Annotated in this window: 19 protein-coding genes and 1 tRNA gene; 15 read left to right on the top strand and 5 right to left on the bottom strand. The window is 57.6% G+C overall.

The window, feature by feature from the left end:
- Positions 1–800 precede the first annotated feature (800 nt).
- From pcaF to ACR0DE_RS18310, 7 genes are read left to right on the top strand one after another with little or no spacing between them, the layout of a single operon-like run.
- Positions 801–2,003 (top strand): 3-oxoadipyl-CoA thiolase, encoded by a 1,203-nt coding sequence (gene pcaF / locus ACR0DE_RS18340; protein WP_480754653.1) that lies wholly within the window; start codon positions 801–803, stop codon positions 2,001–2,003.
- Between the two features lie 15 nt (positions 2,004–2,018).
- The gene (gene paaA / locus ACR0DE_RS18335) at positions 2,019–3,011 is read left to right on the top strand and encodes a 1,2-phenylacetyl-CoA epoxidase subunit PaaA (RefSeq protein WP_480754651.1); all 993 of its coding nucleotides are present in this window, start codon (positions 2,019–2,021) and stop codon (positions 3,009–3,011) included.
- Between the two features lie 23 nt (positions 3,012–3,034).
- The gene (paaB, locus tag ACR0DE_RS18330; RefSeq protein ID WP_170404692.1) at positions 3,035–3,319 is read left to right on the top strand and encodes a 1,2-phenylacetyl-CoA epoxidase subunit PaaB; all 285 of its coding nucleotides are present in this window, start codon (positions 3,035–3,037) and stop codon (positions 3,317–3,319) included.
- A complete protein-coding gene (paaC, locus tag ACR0DE_RS18325; RefSeq protein ID WP_170397730.1) occupies positions 3,319–4,086 on the top strand; it encodes a 1,2-phenylacetyl-CoA epoxidase subunit PaaC in 768 nt (255 codons plus the stop codon). The genes paaB and paaC overlap by 1 nt, the downstream gene beginning before the upstream one ends.
- Positions 4,087–4,092: 6 nt before the next feature.
- Positions 4,093–4,551: a 1,2-phenylacetyl-CoA epoxidase subunit PaaD gene (gene paaD, locus ACR0DE_RS18320; RefSeq protein ID WP_170404686.1), complete on the top strand. Its 459-nt coding sequence runs from the start codon at positions 4,093–4,095 to the stop codon at positions 4,549–4,551.
- A 14-nt stretch (positions 4,552–4,565) separates the two neighbouring features.
- A complete protein-coding gene (locus ACR0DE_RS18315) occupies positions 4,566–5,639 on the top strand; it encodes a 2Fe-2S iron-sulfur cluster-binding protein (protein ID WP_170647370.1) in 1,074 nt (357 codons plus the stop codon).
- Positions 5,640–5,651: 12 nt separating this feature from the next.
- On the top strand, positions 5,652–6,410 hold the full coding sequence (locus ACR0DE_RS18310; protein WP_480563130.1) for a Phenylacetic acid catabolic protein: 759 nt from the start codon (positions 5,652–5,654) through the stop codon (positions 6,408–6,410).
- Between the two features lie 3 nt (positions 6,411–6,413).
- Here the strand turns inward: ACR0DE_RS18310 and ACR0DE_RS18305 are convergent, their stop codons facing one another.
- The 5 genes from ACR0DE_RS18305 to paaG form a co-directional block, all read right to left on the bottom strand.
- Positions 6,414–6,629, bottom strand: coding sequence for a hypothetical protein (locus ACR0DE_RS18305; RefSeq protein WP_480754649.1), 216 nt, complete (start codon positions 6,627–6,629; stop codon positions 6,414–6,416).
- Positions 6,630–6,698: 69 nt separating this feature from the next.
- Positions 6,699–7,295: a TetR/AcrR family transcriptional regulator gene (locus ACR0DE_RS18300; protein WP_480754647.1), complete on the bottom strand. Its 597-nt coding sequence runs from the start codon at positions 7,293–7,295 to the stop codon at positions 6,699–6,701.
- Between the two features lie 22 nt (positions 7,296–7,317).
- On the bottom strand, positions 7,318–8,625 hold the full coding sequence (paaK, locus tag ACR0DE_RS18295; RefSeq protein WP_170397713.1) for a phenylacetate--CoA ligase PaaK: 1,308 nt from the start codon (positions 8,623–8,625) through the stop codon (positions 7,318–7,320).
- A 15-nt stretch (positions 8,626–8,640) separates the two neighbouring features.
- Positions 8,641–9,069, bottom strand: a complete 429-nt coding sequence (gene paaI / locus ACR0DE_RS18290) for a hydroxyphenylacetyl-CoA thioesterase PaaI (RefSeq protein WP_170397710.1) — start codon at positions 9,067–9,069, stop codon at positions 8,641–8,643.
- 1 nt (position 9,070) lies between these two features.
- Entirely contained in the window at positions 9,071–9,856 is a 786-nt protein-coding gene (gene paaG, locus ACR0DE_RS18285) for a 2-(1,2-epoxy-1,2-dihydrophenyl)acetyl-CoA isomerase PaaG (protein WP_223118251.1), read from the bottom strand.
- A gap of 200 nt (positions 9,857–10,056) precedes the next feature.
- On the opposite strand from paaG, the gene ACR0DE_RS18280 reads away from it, so the two are divergent.
- The 8 genes from ACR0DE_RS18280 to ACR0DE_RS18245 all read left to right on the top strand — a co-directional run bounded on the left by ACR0DE_RS18280 (position 10,057) and on the right by ACR0DE_RS18245 (position 19,653).
- Positions 10,057–11,076: a TRAP transporter substrate-binding protein gene (locus ACR0DE_RS18280; RefSeq protein WP_170397704.1), complete on the top strand. Its 1,020-nt coding sequence runs from the start codon at positions 10,057–10,059 to the stop codon at positions 11,074–11,076.
- A gap of 54 nt (positions 11,077–11,130) precedes the next feature.
- Complete coding sequence (locus tag ACR0DE_RS18275; RefSeq protein ID WP_170397701.1) at positions 11,131–11,634, top strand: TRAP transporter small permease; 504 nt, start codon at positions 11,131–11,133, stop codon at positions 11,632–11,634.
- Positions 11,634–12,986, top strand: coding sequence for a TRAP transporter large permease (locus tag ACR0DE_RS18270; RefSeq protein ID WP_170397698.1), 1,353 nt, complete (start codon positions 11,634–11,636; stop codon positions 12,984–12,986). Before ACR0DE_RS18275 ends, ACR0DE_RS18270 begins: the two co-directional genes overlap by 1 nt.
- 27 nt (positions 12,987–13,013) lie before the next feature.
- The gene (paaZ, locus tag ACR0DE_RS18265) at positions 13,014–15,038 is read left to right on the top strand and encodes a phenylacetic acid degradation bifunctional protein PaaZ (RefSeq protein WP_480754645.1); all 2,025 of its coding nucleotides are present in this window, start codon (positions 13,014–13,016) and stop codon (positions 15,036–15,038) included.
- Between the two features lie 52 nt (positions 15,039–15,090).
- Positions 15,091–15,894, top strand: coding sequence for a PaaX family transcriptional regulator C-terminal domain-containing protein (locus ACR0DE_RS18260; protein WP_170511530.1), 804 nt, complete (start codon positions 15,091–15,093; stop codon positions 15,892–15,894).
- 202 nt (positions 15,895–16,096) lie between these two features.
- Positions 16,097–17,068 carry an alpha/beta fold hydrolase gene (locus ACR0DE_RS18255; protein WP_480754642.1) on the top strand — a complete coding sequence of 324 codons (972 nt, stop codon included), beginning with the start codon at positions 16,097–16,099 and terminating at the stop codon, positions 17,066–17,068.
- An 82-nt stretch (positions 17,069–17,150) separates the two neighbouring features.
- Positions 17,151–17,227, top strand: a tRNA-Met gene (locus ACR0DE_RS18250).
- A 332-nt stretch (positions 17,228–17,559) separates the two neighbouring features.
- Positions 17,560–19,653 (top strand): 3-hydroxyacyl-CoA dehydrogenase NAD-binding domain-containing protein, encoded by a 2,094-nt coding sequence (locus tag ACR0DE_RS18245; protein ID WP_480754640.1) that lies wholly within the window; start codon positions 17,560–17,562, stop codon positions 19,651–19,653.
- The last annotated feature ends 73 nt before the right edge of the window (positions 19,654–19,726 follow it).

Raw genomic sequence — 19,726 nt, 5'->3', positions numbered from 1 at the left:
CAAATCCTGCTCCCGCAACCAACTTTAGAAAATCCAAACACAGCCCGTGCAGACTACAAACAGTCCACCGGATCAATTGCTTAACGATCAAACCTCGTCAGGCTCATAACCTGAAACTCAGAGGTTCAATTCCTACTCCCGCAAGCAAAAACACCGTGCAACATCAGATGTTTACGCACCGCCCTAGGGCGGTTTTGTTCATTCTGGGACGCCCCCAAAGTAAGCAAATCCGCAAGTTCCCCAACAAGTTTAATCGCATACTTCCGTTCTTCGGGGACCTACTGGGTCTCCGACAGAAGGCAGCGGATGATCGTCATCACCTCGGCTTTTGTGTATAGATCATTCAACGCTTCTTTTCAAAGTTAACTTGATGATTGGCGATGACTGGAGGCAGCTGTTGGGACGAAAGCGGTTAAGTGTCATTCATTAAACGCTATAGGTCAAAACCAGCCAATCCGGTGCGATGTCTGCTGCAGATACTGACGTTTACTGGAACTCCAATCTGAGAATGGCAACCTTTCAAACTGCCTATTCGAAGCGGTCTAAGTACGCTTTCGATTTGTCAAATTTTGTGTTGAAGGAACCCTTATCAAAGGTCTGAGACGGTATTGGCGCAGGTGGTAAGCCGGCAGAGACTACACTTCACACGACCAAGTTACTCGCAGCGAGTCAATGCGTTACGGAAAAATCAAGAAAACGTAGTTGAAGTAACATAATGCTTGCTGCGAATCGATGAGAGGCTTATTAACCGACCTATCGGTCACTTAATGATGTGAATTCAAATTCGGAGTAATCGACCTATGGACGCCTTTATCTGCGACGCCCAGCGCACCCCGATCGGACGATATGGTGGTGGACTTAGCCAGGTGCGCACAGATGATCTTGCCGCCCTGCCAATCGCTTCGCTTGTCGCGCGTAACCCACAGGTGGATTGGTCCAGTCTGGACGACGTGATTTATGGCGATGCGAACCAAGCCGGTGAAAGCAACCGCAATGTGGCGCGGATGGCGGCGTTGCTGGCAGGGCTGCCTGTGGATGTACCGGGAACGACAATCAATCGGCTCTGCGCGTCTGGCATGGATGCGGTGGGCATGGCTGCGCGCGCCATCAAGGCTGGGGATTATGACATGGCGATCGCGGGTGGGGTCGAAAGCATGTCGCGTGCGCCATTTGTGATGCCCAAGGCAACATCCGCCTTTACGCGTGCCAATGCCGTTTACGACACCACGATCGGCTGGCGCTTTGTGAACCCGAAAATGGAAAAGGAATTTGGTATCGACTCGATGCCCGAAACAGCGGATAACGTAGCGGCAGCTTATGGTATCAGTCGCTCCGATCAGGACGCGTTTGCCGAACGCAGCCAGGCCCGCTGGGCCGCGGCGCACCAGACCGGGGTGTTTCAGGAGGAGATCACCCCGGTCACAATCCCCCAGCGCAAAGGTGACCCGGTGGTGGTCGATACGGACGAGCATCCACGTCCGGGGACTACAGCAGAGAAACTGTCTGGCCTAAAGGGCATCAACGGGGTGGACAAGACTGTGACCGCCGGAAACGCCTCGGGTGTTAACGACGGCGCGGCGGCGATCCTGATGGCAAATGAATCTGCTGCGGCAAAGAACGACCTGACCCCGATTGCCCGTGTGGTTGGCATGTCCGTTGCTGGAGTGGAGCCGCGCGTGATGGGCATCGGCCCGGTTCCAGCCAGCCGTAAGGTGCTTGCACGGACTGGGCTCAGCATCGATCAGATGGATGTGATAGAATTGAACGAGGCGTTTGCCTCGCAGGGCCTAGCCACGCTGCGCGAACTCGGGGTGCCTGATGATGCGCCGCATGTGAACCCAAATGGCGGGGCGATCGCCATTGGCCACCCGCTTGGAATGAGCGGTGCGCGGCTAGTGATGACTGCTGCCTATCAACTGCGCCGCACCGGAGGCCGCTACGCGCTCTGTACCATGTGTGTCGGGGTAGGGCAGGGTGCCGCACTTATTCTTGAACGTGTGTAAGGGAGGAGACCTCACATGTACGCTCAGATGATCAAAACAGCCGGAACAGGCGTGAAAACCCGCGAGGAGATGACCGAGCAGGAACGCGCGTTTCAGGACAAGATCGACGCCGATATCAAGATCGAGCCCAAGGATTGGATGCCCGACGACTATCGCGCGACACTGATCCGTCAAATTGGCCAGCACGCACATTCTGAAATCGTAGGCCAGCTACCCGAAGGAAACTGGATCACCCGAGCGCCAACGCTGGAGCGCAAGGCGATCCTGCTGGCCAAGGTGCAGGATGAGGCCGGGCATGGGCTGTATCTCTATTGCGCGGCAGAAACGCTGGGTGTCAGCCGGGATGAGATCACCGAGATGCTGCTGGACGGGCGCATGAAATACTCGTCGATCTTTAACTATCCGACCCTGAACTGGGCTGATATCGGCGCGGTCGGATGGCTGGTCGATGGCGCTGCGATCATGAACCAGGTTCCGCTGCAGCGGACGTCTTTCGGGCCGTATTCGCGCGCGATGATCCGCATCTGCAAGGAAGAAAGCTTTCACCAGCGCCAGGGCTATGATGCGATCCGCAAGATGGCAGAGGGTACGCCAGAACAGCGTAAGATGGCGCAGGATGCAATAAATCGACTGTGGTACCCGTCGCTGATGATGTTCGGGCCGTCGGACAAGGAAAGCGTGCATTCGGCCCAATCCATGGCGTGGAAGATCAAGATCAACACCAATGACGAGCTGCGCCAGAAATTCGTGGATCAGACCGTGCCTCAGGCCGAATATCTGGGTCTGAGTATCCCTGACCCGGACCTGAAATGGAACGAAGAACGGGGCCATTATGATTACACCGACCCGGACTGGTCCGAGTTTTTCGATGTGATCAAGGGCAACGGCCCCTGCAATGTCGACCGGCTGGCCGCGCGTAACAAGGCGTGGGACGACGGTAAATGGGTTCGCGACGGGCTGCTGGCTCATGCCCGCAAGAAACGCGCCGCAAATCTGGCTGCAGAATAAGACTGCCCTGAGGAGGATACCAAATGAACAACGAATGGCCCCTGTGGGAAATCTTCATCCGCGGACAACATGGCATGAGTCACCGCCATGTTGGATCGTTACACGCCCCGGACGCGGAAATGGCGATCAAGAACGCGCGCGATGTCTACACGCGCCGCAACGAAGGCGTTTCGATCTGGGTGGTTGAGGCCAACAACATCTCGGCCTCATCACCCAGCGACAAAGGTCCGCTGTACGAGCCCAGCGAAAGCAAAGTGTACCGCCATCCAACCTTCTTCGATATTCCCGAAGAAGTGGGGGCGATGTAATGAGTGTTCCGGTTTCCAATGACGCTTTGCTGCAGTTTCTGCTTCGGATGGGGGACAATACCTTGATCCTCGGCCATCGCGTCAGCGAATGGTGCGGTCATGCGCCTGTGCTGGAGGAAGACATCGCGCTGGCCAATACCGCGCTGGACCTGATCGGTCAGACTCAGATGTGGCTGGGTCTTGCGGGTGAGATCGACGGCGGCAAATCCGCCGATGATCTGGCCTTTCTGCGAGATGCCTGGGATTTCCGCAATGTGCTGCTGGTCGAAGTGCCGAACGGCGATTTCGGCCGCACGCTGATGCGTCAGTTCCTGTTCGATGCGTGGCATTCGATCATGCTGGGGCGTCTGATGACATCCTCTGACGACCGGGTCGCTGCGATTGCCGCCAAGGCCAGCAAAGAGGTCACCTACCACCTCGAACGCTCGGGCGACACGGTTGTGGGCCTCGGCGACGGGACCGAGGAAAGTCATGCCCGCATGCAAGAGGCGCTGGACTATCTCTGGCCATATGTCGGCGAGATGTTTGCCAGTGACGATGTTGATGCAGAAATGGTTGCGGCGAGGATTGCCCCGAACCCGGCAGATCTGCGCGCAGAATATGACGCTCTGATCGAGCGTGTGCTGTCCGAGGCGACACTAACCATTCCCGAAAGCCGCTTTGCCCATAAGGGCGGGCGCGACGGTCGCATGCATACCGAGCATCTGGGCCATCTTCTGACACAGATGCAGTGGTTGCAGCGCGCATATCCCGGCGCGAAGTGGTAAGGATCAATGCGGGCTTCAACGGATCAGGTGTGGGAATGGCTGGACGCTGTACCAGACCCTGAGATTCCGGTGATCTCGGTCGTCGATCTGGGCATTGTACGCGATGTGCGATGGGATGAAGACACTCTGACGGTTACCGTCACGCCGACCTATTCAGGCTGCCCGGCGACCTCGGTCATCAGCATGGATATCGAAACTGCGCTGCGTGATCATGGAATCGACGATCTGCGGATCGAGACAAGTATCGCACCGGCTTGGACCACCGATTGGCTCAGCGACAAGGGCCGTGCTCGGCTCGAGGATTACGGCATCGCCCCGCCGCAGCCTGCAGGTGGACCTGAACGCTGCCCACATTGCGGTAGCAAGGCGGTTGAAAAGGTCAGCCAGTTTGGCTCGACCCCTTGCAAGGCCCATTGGCGCTGCACCGACTGCCTGGAACCTTTTGACTATTTCAAGTGCATCTGAGGGAGGATCACCGGATGGCACGCTTTCATGATCTGGAAGTTACCGATGTTCACAAAACCATCCGCGATGCGGTGGTCGTGACGTTGAAACCTGTAAACGGTTCAGCCGATGAATTCGACTTTACCCAAGGCCAGTACCTGACCTTCCGCCGCGATTTCGACGGGGAAGAACTGCGCCGGTCCTATTCGATCTGCGCGGGCAAGGATGAGGGCATTCTGCAGGTGGGGATCAAGCGCGTGGATGGCGGCGCATTCTCGACCTGGGCCAACTCCGATCTAAAGGTGGGCGATACGGTGCAGGCGATGCCGCCGATGGGCAGCTTTTACACCGCAATCGATCCCTCCGCCGAAAAGCATTATCTGGGCTTTGCGGGTGGGTCGGGCATCACGCCGGTTCTCTCGATCCTGAAGACGACGCTCGCCCGAGAAACACATTCGCGGTTCACATTGGTTTATGCCAACAAGGGCGTGAACACGATCATGTTCCGAGAGGAGCTTGAGGACCTCAAGAACCTCTATATGGGGCGTTTGAACGTGATCCATATTCTGGAAACAGACGCGCAGGAAATCGAGCTTTTTACCGGTCTGGTCACGCAGGACAAATGTGCCGAACTTTTTGAACACTGGATCGATATTCAGAACGTCGACACGGCTTTTATCTGCGGCCCCGAGCCGATGATGCTGGGCATTGCCTCAGCCCTGCGGGCGCATGGGCTGAACGACGGGCAGATCAAGTTTGAACTCTTCGCCAGCGCTCAACCCGGTCGGGTCAAGCGCAAAGTGAGCGGGGCGGACACGGCGTCTCAGGACAACCAGACCAAAACATCAATCACCATGGACGGGGCAACGCAAACGATCACCATGCCGAAGGATCAATCGATTCTCGATGCCGCGTTGGAGAATGCGATGGACGCGCCTTATGCCTGTAAGGCCGGGGTCTGTTCAACCTGCCGCTGCCGAGTGCTTGAAGGCGAGGTCGAGATGGTCGCCAATCACGCATTGGAAGACTACGAAGTCGAGAAAGGATACGTCCTGAGCTGTCAGGCCTATCCGATGACCGACACCGTTGTCGTGGACTACGATCAGTAGACGGAGGGAATGATGGCTGAAGACATGACAATCGAGAGCTATTTGGCAGCGGGTGGTGTCCTGAGTAATCCAACCAACGTGCCTCCGCGCTATCGTGCAGAGCTCATGAAACTGATGGCGACCTTCGTGGACAGCGAACTGGCCGGCGCAGCGGGCTTTGCCGACATCATAAATCTGGGCCCGGGCATCAAGGAACGCATCGCGGCGGCCAAGATTGTGCTGGAAAAGACCGACAACGCAGATCGTGTCCTGAAAATCATGGGCGAGTTCGGAGCCAACACTGACCGCTATGCAAATCACCATCCCTGGACCACACGTCTGGATCGTGATGCGGATATCGGGGCTACGCGGTCCGAACACGACATGCGCCTTGCTGTATTCAACTATCCGATCGAAGGATGGGAAGATGCCGTGGTTATGAACCTGCTGATGAGCCTGGCGGTTGACGTCCAACTGGCTCAGTTTTCGCAGATATCCTATCAGCCTCTGGCCGAGGCCTTCCGCGAGATTTCCCCGATCGAGGCGCGCCATGGGGAGCTTGCGCTTGAGGGTGCGGGCAAGCTGATCGAACAGGGAAAGGCTGCAGAAATGCAAGCGTCGGTCGACTATTGGTGGCCCCGGGTCGCGGCAAGTTTTGGGGCAGGCACAGCCGAGAAAACCGAAACGCTCCGCAAGCTGGGGCTGCGGCAATTAACCGGGATTGAGATGAAAGATCAGTGGACAGTAAAAGCGACCGAACAGATCGAAAAGCTGGGACTTAAAGTACCCTAGCTTTCAAAGTTGGCGTTTGCGGCTCAGCAACCCATACTTCACGGCCAATCCGCGAAGCGTGCGACGCTTTCGCCGATCTTTCTTCAATGACTGCTGGGCTTTAGCACCACATTTCCGATTGAACTCAAAAACGTCAATCACCCGCTCGGCGCAGCCACAGGCTTCGCCCAGACCTACTTTGGCGAAATAGAATTTATCGAAACGATCAGGGCGTCGCATGGGTAACCTCCGCCCTTATTGAACCTCATCCTGACCGAAGAGCCAAATCAACTCTGTGCCAACAAGGGTTCAAAGGCCATCAACACCTGATAATGTCAGATTGCTTACCAACGCGGCGTAATCGCTGCGCGCGTTGGCATCCGCCCCGGCATTCCACATGTAGAACCAGTTCAACATTCCGAAAACGGACATGGTCGTGGCCCGAAGCTTGGCCGGATCATCCTTGAAAGTTGCAGGCGAGATGCTGGCGATGATGTCACTGACGAACACCACCAGATCCTTCTGATAGCCACGCAGCAGATTCTGCTGCTCTTCGGGCAATGCGGACATGCCGCTGGTTTGCACGCGATGCTCATCATCCACGCCTTGATAGGCCAGTAGGATTTCCCGCACCACCCGTTTCAAGCGATCCGCGGGTTCCATCCCATCAAGGTCCAAGCCGCAAACCTGGTCACGCAATTGCAGCAGGTAACTGTCGAGAATATCGAACAGAATGGCGTCCTTGCTGTCGTAGTAGTGATAGATATTGGCCTTGGATATCCCGCACTCCCGCGCCAGCTGAGACATTGACGCCCGATCAAATCCTTCCCGCGCGAAGACGCGGGCGGCGCATTTTAGGATGCGAGTTCGTTTATGGTCGTGGTCTTTTGCTATCGTGCGCGCCAAATCCTGACCCTCCGTCTGTCGCTTAACTGTCCCGATTGTCAATCACACGCCGGGCCTTGCCCTGTGAGCGTTCGACCTCGCCCGGCTCGCCTATATCGATCTCGGTCGAGATGCCAACCACCTCTTTAATCCGGCGAGATAGCATCCGAGCAGCGGCGGTTTTGCTCAGCTCATCGGCTGCATCTGGCGTTGCTTCGACATGCACGCGCATCGCGTCCATCCGGCCAGCTTTATAAAGTTCGATCTGGTAGTAGGGCGCCAGACCGCCGGTTGCCAGAACCTGCTCCTCGATCTGACTGGGGAAGACGTTGACACCCCGCAGAATGATCATGTCATCCGAGCGGCCCGTGATCTTTTCCATCCGACGCATCGACCGCGCCGTGCCGGGCAAAAGCCGCGTCAGGTCACGGGTGCGATAGCGGATCATCGGAAGACCTTCTTTGGTCAGCGTGGTAAAGACCAGTTCACCAATCTCACCATCAGGCATGACCTCGCCGGTCTGCGGGTCGATGATTTCGGGGTAGAAGTGGTCTTCCCAGATCACGGGCCCGTCTTTGGTTTCGACGCACTCATTGGCGACGCCCGGTCCCATGATCTCGGACAGGCCGTAGATATCGACGGCATGCATATCGAATGCTTGTTCAACCTCGGAGCGCATCGAATCCGTCCAAGGTTCAGCGCCAAAGACGCCGACAGCCAAGGAACTTTCGCGCGGATCGAGTCCAATCTTGTGATACTGCTCAAGAATGTTCAGCATATATGATGGTGTTACCATAATCCCGTCTGGTTTGAAGTCAGTGATCAGGTCGACCTGCTTGCCGGTCTGCCCACCGCTCATCGGGACGACCGTGGCCCCCAGACGTTCGATTCCATAATGCGCACCCAGACCGCCGGTGAACAGGCCATAGCCATAGGCGTTGTGCACCATGTCGCCCCGGCGCAAACCGCTGGCACGCAATGACCGCGCCACCAGATCCGCCCAGTTGTCTATGTCGCCTTGCGTATACCCCACGACGGTTGGCTTGCCCGTCGTTCCCGACGAGGCATGAACACGAATGATCTGCTCACGCGGGACCGCAAACAGACCAAAAGGATAGTTTTCCCTCAGATCGTTTTTGTAGGTAAACGGAAACCGTGCCAGATCACTGAGGGACTGAAGGTCGTCAGGATGCACACCGGCCTCATCAAACCGCTGCCGGTACATAGGCACGTTGTCATAAGCATGGCGCAGCGACCATTTCAGCCGATCCAACTGTAGGTTGCGGATTTCATCAATCGAGGCGATCTCTATCGGATCAAGATCCGCCTTGTTCGGAGTAAGATCCTTCATGCCATCCCCCTCATCTCAGGTCTCGTCAAACACCGGGCCTTTGACCGCGCGGGAAAAGCCCCGAAATTCTGCGATCTTTTGTCCGGCTTGGTTGGTTATGGATACGTCATAGATGCCGCTGCGCCCTGTCAGGCTCAGTTCCGTTGCGCGGGCCGTCAGCAGATCACCGGATCGCGCGGGCGCGACGTAGCTGATCACATTGTGCTGGGCGACTGTGGACTGGTTGCGACTATTGCAGGCAAAGGCAAAGGCGCTGTCGGCCAACATGAATGTCACGCCGCCATGGCAGATCCCGTGCCCGTTGCAGTGATGGTCAGCCACCTGCAACGCCAGCGTCGCAGCGCCTTCATCCATCTCCACCAGTTCCATGCCTGCCCATTTCGAGGCATTGTCCCGCCCCCACATTGCAGCAGCGGCTTTCTGTGCGCGTTCCTTCGGCGTCATCTCATTCTCCCCGAAATACTGGCGCGCGCTTTTCCAGAAACGCAGTAACGCCCTCGGCATAGTCGACGCTTTCGCCGCAGGTTTTCATTGCGTCCGCCTCAATCTCGAGATGATCGGTCAGGGTATTCGTGGCAGCCGCCTGTATCGTCTGTTTCGTCAGGCCAAGTCCCAGCGTTGGACCATTGGCGAACTGTTCCGTTAGCGCGCGCGCCTCGGTCATTAGTTCAGCGTCTGGAATTGCTTTCCAGATCAGCCCCCAATCCGCAGCCTGCTTTGCTGGCAGGGGTTGCCCAGTCAGGGCCAGCCCTTTGGCTCGGGCTTCACCCAGCAAACGTGGCAGATGCCAACTGCCGCCGGTATCAGGTATCAGGCCCACTTTGGAAAATGATTGGATAAACTTGGCAGAGTCAGCGGCAAGTACCACATCACAAGCCAGGGCTAGATTCGCACCCGCCCCGGCGGCAACGCCATTGACGGCGCAGACAACAGGTAATTCCAAAGACCTGATCAGGCGGACCAAAGGTGCGTAGAACGTGCGAACCGTATAGCCCAAATCCGGCGGACCCTCCATCGTGGCAGGGTTTCGATCGCCCAAATCCTGCCCTGCGCAGAACCCGCGCCCCGCGCCGGTTAACAGCACCGATCGGGCACCACCGTCACGCGCGGCCTCAAGTGCAGCGCGCAGGGCATAGTGCATCTCATCAGTGAAACTGTTCAGGCGATCAGGGCGATTGAGTGTAATTTCAACCCATTGACCCATATTCTGCGAAATAATCGTGTCGGACATGCCCGGTTCGCTTTTCATAAGTTACAACAAACTTCTTGCATAAACCGAACGGTTGGTCAATAAATTCTATAGCCGTTTGTGACTCGGCGATCGGAAATGCACTTTGGCCAGCGGGCGGAACAGCATTTCTCGTCGTTGATAGTTACAAAACGTACCATTAACACATTCACGACTTGCGATTTTGAGGAGGAGACCCGGTCATGAAATTCACCAAGCTCACCACATTGTTGGCGTCTGCAACCTTGGCGGTGTCCGGCACCATTGCTTTTGCGGCTGACTACACCCTGACAATTTCCAGCTGGGCCCCACCCACCCACGGCATCAACGCAAAGATGTGGCCCAAATTCGTCGAAATGGTAGAAGAGGCCACTGACGGGCAGGTCACCGCAGAGCTTAAGCTGGGTATCGCTCCACCGCCTGCGCAGATGGATCTGATCATGGATGGCGCGGCCGATGCCTCGATTATCTTTCACGGCTATCAACCGGGACGCTTCGTCACCACCAAGCTGATCGAACTGCCTGGTTACGAAGGCTCGGCCGAGGACGCTTCGGTTGCCTACTGGCGCGCCTACGACAAGTACTTGAAAGCTGCTGACGAGCATCGTGGTGTCAAAGTCATCGCCTTGCACACGCATGGACCCGCGCAGCTGCATTCCAGCGCGCCAGTAACCACTCTGGATGAGGTTTCGGGCCTGAAAGTACGTATCCCGGGTGGCGTTGGCGGAGACGTTGGTGCGGCGCTTGGCGCGACCGGCATTCAGGTGCCCGCTCCGAAAGTCTATGAAACACTGGCATCGAAAGCCGCTGACGGCGTGGTCATGCCATTGGAATCGCGCAAGGGTTTCAAGCTGACCGAGGTTGCGCAGAACGTCTATGAGATGCCCGGTGGCCTCTATCGTGGTTCGTTTGCATTCATCATGAACGAAGACACCTTCGCAGATCTGCCACCCGAGCTGCAGACGGCGCTGGAAGAAAACGTATTCGGTGAACCGCTGAGCCGTGAGATCGGCAAAATCTGGGATGAGATCGACGCCACTGGACGTGAGGCAACCGAGGCGGCGGAGGGCAATGCCATCAACGCTGCCACTGACGCGGATATGGAGAAGTTCTCGGCCATCGCCGAAGACATCCGCGGCAAGGTCATCGCCGAGGTTGACGCAACAGGAGTCGACGCACAGGCCGCATATGACATGATCAAATCGGAAATGTCCTCGAACTGATCCGACTGAAGGGCGGCTCTTGCGCCGCCCTGACTTACCCTGCGCGAGTTTCCCATGACCCCTATTATTCAGCTTGTGCGCCGTGCCAGCGCCCTTCCCGTGATCGTGGCCTGCATTGCACTGTTTATCCTGATGGTAATGACATTTTGCGACGTGATCCTGCGTTCGGTCTTCAATGCGCCCATTGAGGCCGCCACCGAGCTGACGCGCATTCTGATGGCAATTCTGGTGTTTTCTGTCCTCCCGATCGTCTCCACCACCAATGGCCATATCGCGGTTGATCTGACAGACGGGTTCTTCCACCGTCTGCATCTGTCGCGTGCGCGGGACGTTGTGATCTATGTGGTCAGCGGCATCATGCTGTTCTGGCCGGTCCAGCGCGTTTGGGTCCTGGCCGAGCGAGCGCGGGATTATGGGGATGTAACCGAATATCTTTCAATCCCCACCTACCTGATCGGCTGGTTCATTACCCTGTCTGTTGCCATCACTGCACTGGTGATGATCGCCACTGGGCTGCTAAAGGCCTTCGCCCCAAATACACTGTCGGAGCCTATGTAATGACCGCAGCGCTAATCGGATTTGCGATTGTATTGATCTTGGTGCTGGTGCGCCTTCCTATCGTCTTTGCCATGGGTCTGGTCGGCACATTGGGATTTGCCTATGAGCGTGGCGGCTCAATCTTTGATGAGCGCGGGATGAAGGCTGCCATGTCCATGGTGGGCCGACAGATCACCGACACTGCGCAGGACTATGGTCTGTCGGTTGTGCCGCTGTTCATCCTGATGGGCCTGTTCGTGAACAAGGGCGGCATGGCGCGCGAGCTTTATGCGGTGTCCAACGCCTTTCTTGGCCACATGCGCGGTGGTATTGCCATGGCAACGGTTGCGGCCTGTGGCGGATTTTCGGCTATCTGCGGATCGTCGCTGGCAACCGCCGCCACGATGTCAAAGGTCGCGATGCCGCAGATGCGACGCTATGGCTATTCCGACGAACTTTCGACCGCATCGATTGCCGCCGGTGGTACGCTTGGCATTCTGATCCCTCCATCGGTCATTCTGGTCATCTACGGGTTGCTGACCGAGACCTCGATCGGGAAACTGTTCATGGCGGGCATCATCCCCGGCATCCTCGGCATTCTGTTCTACCTCTTCGCCGTGCGCTGGACCGTCTGGCGCAACCCCGAGGCCGGTCCAGCCGGAGAGCGTGCCACATGGTCCGAACGCATCCGTGCGCTGGGCTCGGTTTGGGCTGTGCTGTTGTTGTTCTTCCTAGTGATTGGCGGGCTTTATGGAGCCTTCGATTTTGAGCCCCTAAACCTGACATTCTCACCCACCGAGGCCGCAGGTATGGGGGCCGCTGGGGCCTTTCTGATTGCACTCTTTCGTGGGGGTCTCACGGTTGGCTCGACATTCGAGGTGCTGAAAGAGACCTGCTTTACCGCGTCTGCCTTGTTCGCGGTGTTGATTGGTGCGCAGATATTCTCAAATTTCATCAATCTGGCCGGTTTGCCCGAAGCCCTGATCGCGATGGTGACCGCCTATGATGTGGCTCCGTTTGTCGTGATCCTGATGATCCTTGGTATCTACATCATTCTGGGTTGCGTCTTCGAATCTCTCTCGATGCTGTTGCTGACGGTTCCGATCTTCTTCCCGTTGGTCACGTCTCTGGGCTATGACCCAATCTGGTTTGGCATCGTCGTCGTGGTTGTCACCGAAATCTCGCTGATCACTCCACCCGTAGGCCTGAACGTCTTCATTCTGAAAGGCGTGGTGGGTGACGTCTCGACCGGCACCATATTTCGTGGCGTCACTCCGTTCTGGATCGCCGATATCTTCCGCCTCGCGCTGATCGTGCTGGTGCCCATCGTGGTGCTGTATCTGCCGCAGCAAATGGGCGCTTTGGGACACTAGTCCCACCGCATCAAACAGGAGAACACCATGTCCCTGCATCAGATTTCCAGCTTCGCCGCTGGTACTTGGGTCGCGCCTGGAGAAGGCGCACGCACCATCGCGTCCGCCATCACTGGCGCACCGTTTGCAAGCGCTGGCAATGCCGCGCTCGACGTGCAGGCGATGCTTGACTATGCGCGCAATACCGGTGGCCCCGCGCTGCGCAAGTTAACGTTCCACGACCGTGCTCGGATGCTCAAGGCGCTGGCGCAAGAGCTTTCGGCGCATAAACAAGCCCTTTACGGCCTGAGTTTCGAAACCGGAGCTACGCAGAAGGACCACCTGATCGATATCGATGGTGGCATCGGCACGATGTTTGTCTTTGCCTCAAAAGGCCGGCGCGAGATGCCGGATGCGCAGGTTTATCTGGACGGCGAAATTGAGCAGTTGTCACGCAATGGCACCTTTTTAGGGCAGCATATCTGCACGCCCCTGCAAGGGGTCGCGGTTCATATCAACGCCTTCAACTTCCCGGTCTGGGGTATGCTGGAAAAGCTGGCCCCGACGCTGCTGGCTGGCGTGCCTGCAATCGTCAAGCCGGCTACCAACAGTTGCTACGTCACCGAACTGGCAGTGCGGATCATGCTGGATAGCGGCATCCTGCCTGCCGGTGCGCTACAGCTGGTCTCGGGCGGGTTGGGCGACATGCTCGATCACTTGGATTGTCAGGATGTGGTCAGCTTCACAGGCTCGGCGAACACCGCGTTGAAGCTGCGGCGGACGCCTGCGATCTTGCAGAACTCGGTCCGGTTTGTGGCCGAGCAGGACAGCTTGAACGCTTCCATCCTCGGGCCCGATGCCACGCCCGGCACGCCCGAATTTGACCTGTTCGTCAAGGAAGTCTCGCGCGAGATGACCACAAAGGCGGGCCAGAAATGCACTGCGATCCGACGCATCATCGCGCCCCAGCTGCAGGTCGACGCCATAATTGCCGCGCTGTCTGACCGATTGGCAAAGATCACCATCGGCGACCCCCGTTCCGACACCACCCACATGGGCGCGCTGGTGTCGAACGGGCAGAAAGCCGACGTTCTGGAAAAGGCCGCTCTGATCGGGCAAGAGGCTGAACGGGTTTATGGCAACCCCGACGCGTTCGACCTGCACGGCCCTGAAACCGGCGCATTCGTTCCCCCGATGCTGTTTTACTGTGCTGACCCCGACAAAGCGCAGCGCGTGCACGATACCGAGGCCTTCGGCCCAGTTTCGACCCTCATGGGCTACCGCGATCTGGATCATGCGGTGGCACTTGCCAATCGCGGGCAGGGGTCTCTGGTCACGTCGCTGATCACTCACGACACAAAGGTCGCGCACAACGTAGTGATGGGGGCCGCAGCCTATAACGGGCGGATTTACATCAACGACCGCGACTCGATGGCTGAATCGACCGGCCACGGATCTCCGCTGCCCCATATGGTGCATGGTGGGCCGGGCCGTGCGGGCGGTGGTGAGGAAATGGGCGGCGTGCGCGGTGTGAAACACTATATGCAGCGCACGGCCATTCAGGGCTCCCCGCGCATGCTCAGTGGTATCAGCACCAAATGGGTGCCCGGAGCGCCCGAAATCCAAGGTCCGGCACATCCGTTCACCCGTAAATTCGGTGAGTTGCAGGTCGGCGAGACGCTGCACACAGCCTCGCGAACCATCACGCTGGAGGACATCGAACACTTCGCCAATTTCACCGGCGATACCTTTTATGCGCATATGGACGAGGACGCGGCGGCGCGAAATCCGTTCTTCCCCGGTCGTGTGGCGCATGGTTATTTGTTGCTCAGCTTTGCGGCTGGTCTGTTTGTCGAGCCGAACGAGGGGCCGGTGCTGGCCAATACCGGGCTGGACGGGCTGCGGTTCATGAAGCCCGTTGTTGCTGGCGACAGCATCAAGGTGCGCCTGACGGTAAAGCAGAAAACCCCACGCAATGACGACTATGGTGAGGTTCGCTGGCACGTGTCCCTGACCAATCAGGATGACGAACCGGTCGCAGAATACGAACTTTTAACCATGAACGCCCGCTGAGCCGCTATACTACCTGTTTTTCTTATTGGGCCTAATGGGTTAAACTGGGTCCATGACCGAAAAGAGCTCGTGGTTCGAAACGGCTGTGGCCGAACTGGCGGACCCGCAAGACCAGCGGGTCTGGTCGATTATCGTCTCGCTGTTTGGTGACATGGCACAAGAGCCCGGCGCGCAAATCTCGGGCGGTGTTCTGACCCGGATAATTGAGCCGATGGGCATCAAACCCGAAGCGATCCGCGTCGCTCTGCACCGGCTGCGCAAGGACGGCTGGATTGAAAGTGACCGGATTGGACGCGTCTCGCGCCATGTCCTCTCGGAATTCGGCCGGACGCAATCCGCCGCCGTCACGCCGCGCATATATGCGCGCGTTCCTTCGCCCATTGAAAATTGGCATCTTCTGATCGCCGAAGACGGGTCGGGCACTCAGGTGCTTGAGGACGTGATGCTCAGCGATGACTACATCCCCATTGGGCGCAACGTAGCGATGGGTGCGGGTCCCGTTCCAGATCAGTCGGACGGTTTGCTGGCCTTGGACATCTCTCCGCACGCAGCCCCCAAGTGGGTGCAGGATCGGTTGTGTCCACCCGAATTGCGCGCCTCTTGCAAGGCTCTTCTGGGCGCGGTCGAACGCGCCGCGAAGTCCCGTCCCGAAGGCTGGGCGCCTACACCCTTGCAGAGCGCAACACTGCGCACCCTGTTGGTGCATCGGTGGCGGCGCGTCGTGCTACGCCAGCCGGACTTGCCTCCGGCTTTTTATCCTGTGGATTGGGCTGGTCCGGCTTGTCGCGATAGCGTGTTCGGGCTGCTTGATCTGCTGCCACGCCCCTCGGCTGACGTACTGAGCGGTAGTAGTTGACCGCTGAGCGGTCTGTTCAACCATATTATCAGTGCGGCGCACATACCGGGTGCTGGGAGCTTTTCTGACCAAGTCATACCAATTTACACTTCAATAATTAGGTTGCGGTTATCTGCCTGCCAATTCAGCCGTTCAGAAAACGCATGGTGCAATCGGGCCCCGGGCAATACCATCGCCTGCGCAAACCTACCGGAGATCCGTGATGTCGATTTTGCTAACGATTGTCTTGTTTCTGATGTCCCTTTTGCTGGGGATGCACATCTGGACTCGTCGCCTAACGCGGCAGGGCACCGAAGTGGTGCCGCAACTGGGGCGGATCGTGCCCGTTCACGGTGGCAGCATTCACTATGTCGAAAAAGGCGACCCTTCCAACCCGACAATTGTCATGATCCATGGCCTTTCAGGCCAATTGCAGCATTTTACGTATGCATTGGTGGATGATCTTGCTCAGGATTATCACGTTCTCGCGGTTGACCGTCCGGGCTGTGGCTATTCCACGCGCGATGCTGCCCAGTTGGCGGAATTGCCCGAACAAGCCCGCATGATCCACGAGTTTCTGGAAATAAAGAACGTCGATCAAGCCACACTGGTCGGTCATTCTCTAGGTGGCGCCGTGTCTCTTGCGATGGCACTGGATTATCCCGACAACACGGCGGCGTTGGCGCTTCTGGCCCCCTTGACGCAACAAATGCCGGAACCGCCCGCCGTTTTCAAACCACTTGAAATCCGTACCGAGTGGCTGCGCAACCTTATTGGCAATACAATCGCCGTCCCGATGGCCCGAAAAACCGCACCCCTCGTCCTGAAAGACGTCTTCGCACCCGAGCCCGCGCCCTCAGACTTCCTGAACCGTGCTGGGGGTGCCCTTGGTCTTCGCCCCTCGGCCTTTATCACCGCCTCACAGGATGTTGTTGGGGTAGAGACCAGCATGGGTGCCCTGACTTCACGCTATAACGATCTGCGCGTGCCCGGAGGCATCCTGTTCGGCACAGAGGACCCGATCCTGTCCGCCGAGCTACACGGTGCTACAATGACGAAATTCGGCCTAACCTTTGAGGTCATGGAACACCGGGGTCACATGATACTCATCACAGAACCCGAAATCTGCGCGCATTTCATCCGCCAGATCGCCGAGAATTCCCGCACCCGGCTGGCAGAGCAGGACGCGCATTGAATAACGCAATAAAGAATCTCGGCAGGCACACTTTTCCCTCTTGACCCTCCCCGGCCCCTCGCTTAAATCGCCTCTCACTCGTGGCGGAGTAGCTCAGTTGGTTAGAGCAGCGGAATCATAATCCGCGTGTCGGGGGTTCAAGTCCCTCCTCCGCTACCAGAACTTCCCAAACAAATACTGCGGCCCTGTTAGCTGGGTTTCAATTTGGATCGCGCCCTCGGGTTACGTGCGAGTTCAGACCAAACGCTGCAGTTCTTTGCGCTTCGTCGGTCTGAGGCCGCGAAGCGAGTTCTACCGCAACGTAAAAGGTTGGTTCCGGGCATGAACCGCGTGATTATGGTACTAAATCCGAGAAAATCAAATAAACCGAACGATCGGTCGAAAATGTAGTTGAATACGAACGCAGACCGGGCCAGTCTTTGATCGCGCCGTGTCCGGGGATTCCCCGATTTACTACCGGCATCGCATTTCGTCTGAGGAGGCAGGATCATATGACCCAAGTCATCGGGTATGAGAAAGTGGGCGATATCGCCGTTTTGTCGGCTGAGAACCCACCCGTTAACGCGCTGGGCGTGGATGTGCGCCGGGGTTTGTTGTCTGCGATCGAACGTGCCGAAACAGAGGGCGCGCGCGCGGTTTTGATCTATGGTGAGGGTCGGACTTATTTTGCAGGCGCAGATATTCGCGAGTTTGGCAAGCCGCCACAGGACCCGTGGCTACCCGCACTTTGTGATCGGATTGAGGCGTCGCCCTTGCTGGTGGTTTCTGCGTTGCATGGAACGGCGCTTGGTGGTGGGCTTGAGGTTGCTTTATCCTGTCATTATCGCGTTGCCGTGCCGTCTGCGAAGGTGGGGTTGCCCGAGGTTAATCTTGGTATCATTCCTGGCGCTGGCGGCACCCAGCGCTTGCCGCGTGTTGCCGGAGTCGAGGCTGCATTGGACATGATCACGACGGGGCGGCACGTCCGAGCTCCAGAAGCGCTTGAGATGGGTGTGCTGGACAAAGTTCAGGATGGTGATCCGCGCGAGATCGGCCTGGCCTATGTCAGAGAGCTGCTTGCAACTGATGCACCTCGGCGTCCTGTTTGCGATATGGCCCGGCCCGCCCCAATCGATTTTGATGCGGCCTACAACGCGGTGCTGAAGAAGGGCCGGGGCCAACTGTCGCCTGCGATTGCAGTGCGGGCAATACAAGCCAGTTGCGAGGCCGAGGATTTTGCATCCGGTTTGGCCCGCGAACGGGAATTGTTCATGGACCTGATGGCCTCGGATCAGCGCAAAGGGTTGATCCACGCATTCTTTGCGGAACGTGCGGTTGCAAAATTGCCCGAGTTGAATGGGGTCGAGCCGCGGGACCTGCAACAGGTCGGCGTCATCGGCGGCGGCACGATGGGCGCTGGGATTGCCACCTCAGTTCTGCTGGCGGGGCTTCCTGTCGTGCTGCTTGAGATGTCACACGAGGCAGGGCGGTCCGCTAAAGATCGTATCGCGGCAAATCTGGCTGGCGCCGTGAGGCGCAGAAAGCTGAGCCAGGACAAACATGATGATATTCTGCAGAACCGGCTGACCCTGGCCACGGACTATGACGCACTGAGTGGCGTCGATCTGGTGATCGAAGCCGTGTTCGAGGACATGGCAGTGAAGAAAAAGGTTTTTGCGCAACTGGATGCGGTCTGCAAAAGCGGTGCGGTATTGGCGACCAATACCTCATACCTTGATATCAACGAAATTGCCGGATCGACCGAAAGGTCACGGGATGTCATCGGTCTGCATTTCTTCTCCCCAGCACATGTGATGAAACTGCTTGAGATCGTGGTGGCGGATCACACCGCGCCCGAAGTTGTGGCAACGGGTTTCGCGTTGGGCAAGAGGTTGGGCAAGGTGGCCGTTCGGGCAGGTGTGTGCGACGGGTTCATAGGTAATCGGATTTTGGGCACATATCGGAACTGTGCTGATCACATGGTGCTGGATGGGGCGAGCCCATTCCAGATCGATGCCGCGCTGACCGGGTTTGGATTTGCGATGGGCCCCTATGCAGTGTCAGACTTGGCCGGATTGGACATTGGCTGGGCGGCGCGCAAGCGGAAACGGGCCGCAGGCCAGGATCCACGCGTTCGCGACAGTTTCTATGCCGACAAGCTGTGCGAGGCCGGACATTTCGGCCAGAAAACCGGCAAGGGCTATTACATATATGAAAATGGCAAGCGGGGTGGAGAGCCGAACCCCGAGCTGACATCATTGATCGAAGCCGAGCGTGCGGCTCAGAACATAACTCCACGCGCGTTTACGGATGAGGAGATCATCCGTCGCTATATGGTCGCGATGGTGAATGAGGCGGCGAAGGTGGTAGGCGACGGCATCGCGCGTAGACCGCTGGATGTGGACGTTACGCTGCTCTATGGCTACGGTTTTCCGCGCTACTGGGGTGGGCCGCTGAAATGGGCAGATTTGCAAGGTTTGCCGGGCGTATTGAACGATATCCGCAAGTGGGCTGAAGAAGATGCCTATTTCTGGCAACCTGCACCCCTGCTTGAACAACTGGTGGCCGAGAACCGCTGCTTTGATGATCTCAACAAAGGTGCCTGAAGTCTCGGGGCAAAGGCTCCCGCGCCTGCGCAACATTGGCTGCGCCAATATTGCTAGCCGCCTTGGGCCCGGC

It is taken from the genome of Ruegeria sp. C10 (assembly GCF_056537805.1).
The sequence above is the reverse complement of the archived record's forward strand: the minus strand, read 5'-3'. Positions and strand labels throughout refer to the sequence as shown.